We start from the raw sequence: 3,184 nt of genomic DNA on the forward strand, positions 1-3,184 counted from the left end.
GGAATCCGGACGGGCCACGGTCGTCTGTGCGCAGGGACCGAGACAGCGAGGGAGAACACCGGTACCGAGGTGGAGCACCGCGGGTTCTCCTTCGAGACCTGAGGCTCTACCTCGCGGGCAGGGCCGTCCGCGCCGTCGTCAGGCGGTGGCGCGGGCCGAGCCGGCGGGGGTACCGCGGTCGTCGGCGAAGTCGCCGGTGACGAGGTACGTCACGCGCTTGGCGATGGACACGCCGTGGTCGCCGAAGCGCTCGTAGTAGCGGCCCACGAGCGTGACGTCGACCGTCTCCTGCGGGGTGCCGGTCCACGTGCCGTCGAGCAGCGCGGTGAAGGTGTCCTGGTGGAGCTTGTCGAGCAGGTCGTCGTCGCGCTCGATGTTCGCGGCGACGGTGAGGTCGCGCGTCGTGAGGAGCGTCGTCGTCCGGCGGGCGACGCGCACGGCGGCGTCGTGCATCTGCTCGAACGTCCGGTGGAGCGACGGCTCGATGGCGCGGGCCGGGTAGCGGCCGCGCGCGACCTGCGCGATGTGCCGGGCGAGGTCGCCCATGCGCTCCAGGGTGGCGCTCATGCGCAGCGCGCTGACCACGACCCGCAGGTCGGTGGCGACGGGCTGCTGCTGCGCGAGGAGGAGCACGCAGCGCTCGTCCAGCTCGCGCTCGAGGGCGTCGATCGTGTGATCGTCGCCGATGACCGACTGCGCGAGCTGCAGGTCCGCCGTGAGGAGCGCCTGCCCGGCGCGGTTCACAGCGGACTCCACCAGCCGGCTCATCTCGGCCAGGTCGTCGCCGACCTGCTTCAGCTCGGCCTCGAAGATCTCCCGCATCGCTTCCCTCTCGTCGTGACCGGTCGGTCCGGTCCGTGACGGCGTGCACCCCTGCGCGCCGGGCGGCGCCCGGGCACGCCGTCGGCTCCCGTCACGCTCGCAGGTGCGGTCGACCGGGCGGTGAACTCCAGGGCGCCGCCAGGTGAACTCTTGGCGGCTCGCGCCCGTGCGAGCGCCTGTTCGGCCGGTGGGGTCCGCGTGCGACCGTACGCTGGACGTGTGCAAGCCGAGAGTCTGATCGAGGGCGCGACCGTGCTCCTCGCCGGTGTCGTGGGCGTCGTGGTCGGCGTGATCGCGGCCATCGCGTTCCGCGTGAGCGAGCGCCAGCAGCGTGCTGCGCGGGCGGAGCCGGCCTCCGAGCTCGACGAGGGTCTCGTCCGGGTGCTGGCCGTGCTGCGCTCCGCCGCCGTGGTCCTGGACGAGGAGGGCGAGGTGGTGCGGGCCAGCCCACCGGCGTACGCCCTGGGCGTGGTGCGGGGCGACGCGATCGCGCACGCGGCGATCCGGGACATGATCGACGACGTCCGCCGGGACGGCGTGATCCGCGACGAGGAGCTCGAGCTCCCGCGCGGTCCGGTCGGCCGGGGCACGGTCATGCTCCAGGTCCGTGTCGCCCAGGTGGGCCCGCAGCACATGCTCGTCCTCGCAGAGGACCGCACGGAGGCCCGGCGCGTCGAGGCGATCCGCCGCGACTTCGTCGTGAACGTGTCCCACGAGCTGAAGACGCCGGTCGGGGCGCTCGCGCTGCTCGCCGAGACGGTGCAGGACGCCGCCGACGACCCGGTGGCGGTGCGGCGGTTCTCCGCGCGCATGCAGTCGGAGGCGACGCGCCTCTCCGCGCTCGTGCAGGAGATCATCGAGCTCTCGCGGCTCCAGGTGGCGGGCGCGCTCCAGGAGGTCACGGTGGTGCCGGTGCGGGGCGTGATCGAGGAGGCGGTGGACCGCGCGCGCACGACCGCGCAGGGCAAGGGCATCACGCTCACGACCGGGGGAGAGCTCGACGCCGCCGTGTACGGCGACCACAACCTGCTCGTCACCGCCGTGCGCAACCTGCTCGACAACGCGGTCGCGTACTCGGGCGAGAACACGCGCGTGGGCGTCGGCGTCTCGCTCGCGGACGACCTGGTCGAGATCGCGGTCGTGGACCAGGGCATCGGCATCTCGGCCGACGAGCAGGCCCGCGTGTTCGAGCGGTTCTACCGGGTGGACCCCGCGCGCTCGCGCGACACCGGCGGGACGGGCCTCGGCCTCAGCATCGTCAAGCACGTCGCCGCCGACCACGGTGGCGAGGTCACCATGTGGTCCGAGCCCGGGCGCGGCTCGACCTTCACGCTCCGGATCCCCGCGGCGGACGTGCCGGCCGGGCAGGCGCACGTCGCGCCGTCGGGCACGACCCCCGGCGCGGCGCAGGACGAGGGCACGGCCGGGACGGACCCCGTGCCCGTGCAGCACGACGTGCGGCGGGCCGTGGAGTCCCCCGCACCCGACGACGTTCAGAACAAGGAGGTAGGCGCGTGACGCGCATCCTGGTGGTGGAGGACGAGGAGTCGTACCGCGACCCGTTGACGTACCAGCTGCGACGCGAGGGCTTCGACGTCGTCGAGGCGGCGACGGGCACCGAGGCGCTGGAGCGGTTCGACGCGGACGGGGCGGACCTGGTCCTGCTCGACCTCATGCTCCCCGGGCTGAGCGGCACCGAGGTGTGCCGCGAGCTGCGGCAGCGCGGCGACGTCCCCGTCATCATGCTCACGGCGAAGGACTCGGAGATCGACAAGGTCGTGGGCCTCGAGCTGGGTGCCGACGACTACGTGACGAAGCCGTACTCGTTCCGCGAGCTGCTCGCGCGCGTCCGAGCCGTGCTGCGCCGCAAGGGCGGGGAGAACGGGGGCGAGGTCGTCGCGGAGAGCGCGCTCGAGGTCGGCCCGGTCCGCATGGACGTCGAGCGGCACACGGTGAGCGTCGACGGCCAGGTCGTGCCGTTCCCCCTCAAGGAGTTCGAGCTCCTCGAGCTGCTCCTGCGCAACGCGGGGCGCGTGCTCACGCGCGGGCAGCTCATCGACCGGGTCTGGGGCACGGACTACGTGGGTGACACGAAGACGCTCGACGTCCACGTGAAGCGCATCCGGTCGAAGATCGAGCCCGAGCCCGCGAGCCCCCGCTACCTCCTCACGGTCCGAGGGCTCGGCTACAAGATCGCGGACGGCGTCGGCCAGGCCTGACCCTCTGGCGCAGCGCACGAACGGCCCCCGGGGGGGGCCCCCGCGGGCCGCCGGGGGGGGGCGGGGGGGGGGGGGGGCGGCCCGCCCCCCCCCCCCCCCCCCCCCCCCCCCGCGGCGGGGGGCGCGCGTGGGGGGGAGAGACC

General features: G+C 74.1%; 3 protein-coding genes. 2 read left to right on the forward strand and 1 reads right to left on the reverse strand.

Annotated elements, in window-relative coordinates:
* Nucleotides 1-138 precede the first annotated feature (138 nt).
* Nucleotides 139-822 (reverse strand): phosphate signaling complex protein PhoU, encoded by a 684-nt coding sequence (gene phoU / locus ACFWH7_RS20780; RefSeq protein WP_087469848.1) that lies wholly within the window; start codon nucleotides 820-822, stop codon nucleotides 139-141.
* Nucleotides 823-1,041: 219 nt separating this feature from the next.
* On the opposite strand from phoU, the gene ACFWH7_RS20785 reads away from it, so the two are divergent.
* Nucleotides 1,042-2,340 carry a sensor histidine kinase gene (locus ACFWH7_RS20785; RefSeq protein WP_378219541.1) on the forward strand — a complete coding sequence of 433 codons (1,299 nt, stop codon included), beginning with the start codon at nucleotides 1,042-1,044 and terminating at the stop codon, nucleotides 2,338-2,340.
* Nucleotides 2,337-3,041, forward strand: coding sequence for a response regulator transcription factor (locus ACFWH7_RS20790; RefSeq protein WP_087469847.1), 705 nt, complete (start codon nucleotides 2,337-2,339; stop codon nucleotides 3,039-3,041). Before ACFWH7_RS20785 ends, ACFWH7_RS20790 begins: the two co-directional genes overlap by 4 nt.
* Nucleotides 3,042-3,184: the final 143 nt, after the last annotated feature.

This window comes from Cellulosimicrobium cellulans (assembly GCF_042723955.1).
In the GTDB taxonomy this organism is placed as follows: domain Bacteria; phylum Actinomycetota; class Actinomycetes; order Actinomycetales; family Cellulomonadaceae; genus Cellulosimicrobium; species Cellulosimicrobium cellulans_H.

What these genes read in the sequence shown, in the direction of transcription:
- phoU (WP_087469848.1), bottom strand. Translation starts at nt 822, where the DNA reads ATGCGGGAGATCTTCGAGGCCGAGCTGAAGCAGGTCGGCGACGACCTG.